This is a genomic window from Rhizobium sp. P1_E1 (assembly GCF_056406015.1).
In genome coordinates this window covers 1-1,366 of sequence record NZ_JBFUAY010000498.1, presented here as the reverse complement: position 1 = coordinate 1,366, position 1,366 = coordinate 1, and the positions used below count along the sequence as shown (strand labels likewise).

Below are 1,366 nucleotides of genomic sequence, written 5' to 3'. Positions count from 1 at the left end.
GAGCAGCTCTTGGCAATCAATTTGAGACGGTCGGCACAGGTTCCGCACCGGCCAATCTCCGACAGCAATCTCTGCCGGCTTGTGCAGCCTTCGAGGTTCACTATCTCTAGTGTATCCCAACACTGGAGCATCGCATGGATCGAAGCGCGGCCGATGTCCTGTCGAACGTCTGTATCGAAATTCTTCCGCCGGACCGCGAWGASACGTRYGCGTCGGATGCTACGACGTGTCCRTGCTGTCGAAAATTACGTCCGGCCTTGAGCATGGATGATGATGGCTGCGGGATTTGCGACGAATGCCTGGAACCATGACAGCCAACGGCCGAACACCTTCATCAATTCAGGCGACGTTCGAAGACGCGCTTGCCAGATTGCCGGAAGGCTATGTCGACGGACATTTTGGTAATCGGACATGGGGCGTGACCGTCAAGCGGTCGGAGGATGGCAAACGGACCTGGCTCTATGGCGAGGAGCTTAGCGGAACCGATATCGTCAGCTTCAACCTCTATCGATTGGCTGGAGCTGGGTCGACACTGAAGCCGTGCGAAATGTCCTCCGCCAAGGTGATCGAATTTGTTCTCAGTTTCGAGCCTAGCAGAGAGAAGGCGGCACCTCGACCATAATGGCCGAAAAATAAGCACAGGATCTATATTGCGTTGCAGCAAGTGCATGGCTGCACTGCGATCTGAGCGCTGGCCGTCGGGGCGGCCTCTGGTATCTTCACCTCAACGAAGCAATGCACCTCCTCCCGCAGAGCTTCGTGTCTCAGGCGACCCATTCCTCCTCCCAAGGGAAGCCTGACGGAACAGCGGCACTCCTCCTCCCAGCCGTTGTTCAATCTTTTGGAAAAGCCTGCCGCACCTCCTCCCGCGGCAGGCTTTTTCGTTTTCCGATACAAGCTGGCCGTGACTTCAGGCGTCAAAGCAGACTGCCCTGTTCCACCGGCTCTCCGGATTTCGACACGATCGTGGATCCGTACGGTTCGCGGGATGAGATGATCAGCGCGTCATTGGGTAATGGACGGGCCAGTTCCTTGGCCTCTTCCCAGGGTGCCCGCATCCAGGTGTCGGTCTCTTCCTTTGTCAGCAACAGGACGGGCATGGCCTTGTCGTGAATCGGCTTCACCAGGTCGTTGGGATCTGTGGTCAAAAAGCCATAAAGATCGTCGGTGGTCAGACCGTCCCTGACCTTTCGGACACTCTGCCATTGCGGCACATGGAGACCGGCAAAGAACATCAGCGGCTTGGTTGCGTCACGGGCGAACCAGGCGTTCGGTACGTTGCCGCCATCCTCCTGGCTCGCCGGATCCGGTTCCGCGAAACTGGTGACCGGGACGAGGCATCTGTTTTCGACACCGAACCATCGCG

The 1,366-nt window shown here is 57.7% G+C and carries 2 protein-coding genes; one reads left to right on the top strand and one right to left on the bottom strand.

The window, feature by feature from the left end; all coding sequences use genetic code 11:
* The first annotated feature begins 295 nt into the window (after positions 1 to 295).
* Positions 296 to 622, top strand: a complete 327-nt coding sequence (locus AC1D1Z_RS37460; RefSeq protein ID WP_477853885.1) for a hypothetical protein — start codon at positions 296 to 298, stop codon at positions 620 to 622.
* Between the two features lie 295 nt (positions 623 to 917).
* Here the strand turns inward: AC1D1Z_RS37460 and AC1D1Z_RS37455 are convergent.
* Positions 918 to 1,366 (bottom strand): SOS response-associated peptidase family protein (locus AC1D1Z_RS37455; RefSeq protein WP_477853883.1); only part of this gene is annotated, 449 nt, incomplete at its 5' end.